Genomic DNA, 557 nt, shown 5'->3' with positions numbered 1-557 from the left:
TTTAATCTAGCAGATTCCTTTCTTCTTCTCTTTTTTAGAAATGCAGCGGGGCATTTTTTCACCTTTACTTAAACTCTAATTACGAATACTTAAATTATTGCTTTACTCTGAGCTTTATGTCAAGCGCCTTCTCTAGCTTTCTAATAAGTTCGTCGTCGGGTATCATTACTCTTGCCTCTAATTTTGTAATTACAGTTCTGCGCTCGTTAATCAATTTACCTAATTGCTCAGGAGTTAAGCCAGCTTTAAGTCTTGCCTTCCTTATTCTCTCTCCGTAATCGTCAACAAGTTCGTAACCGATTTCTGCAAAAATATTTTTCTCTTCAAGAAATTTTTTTCTTTTTTCCAATCTTTCCGCAAGCTCCGCACTTGTAATTTTAGGCTGAATTGCAGCTGAAGCTGTGCCAAATTTAGCGCATTTCTGGCACACTGAGAGTAAAGAGCCTTCAATTACAACTCTAACTAAGTTTTTATCTACTTTGCCACAAAGCTCGCATTCCATTTTCCCTGAAGCCCTTTTCTTTTTAGAAAAAAGAAAAGCCCTTCACGGGAAAAGA

Annotated in this window: 1 protein-coding gene; it reads right to left on the bottom strand. The window is 37.0% G+C overall.

Translation table 11 applies throughout. The features are described 5' to 3' along the window. Positions 1-94: 94 nt before the first annotated feature. On the bottom strand, positions 95-502 hold the full coding sequence (locus tag QMD21_07915; protein MDI6856689.1) for a multiprotein bridging factor aMBF1: 408 nt from the start codon (positions 500-502) through the stop codon (positions 95-97). Between the last annotated feature and the right edge of the window lie 55 nt (positions 503-557).

The organism is Candidatus Thermoplasmatota archaeon (assembly GCA_030018475.1).
In the GTDB taxonomy this organism is placed as follows: Archaea; Thermoplasmatota; JASEFT01; order JASEFT01; family JASEFT01; genus JASEFT01.
The sequence above is the reverse complement of the archived record's forward strand: the minus strand, read 5'-3'. Positions and strand labels throughout refer to the sequence as shown.

What these genes read in the sequence shown, in the direction of transcription:
- QMD21_07915 (MDI6856689.1), bottom strand. Translation starts at nt 502, where the DNA reads ATGGAATGCGAGCTTTGTGGCAAAGTAGATAAAAACTTAGTTAGAGTT.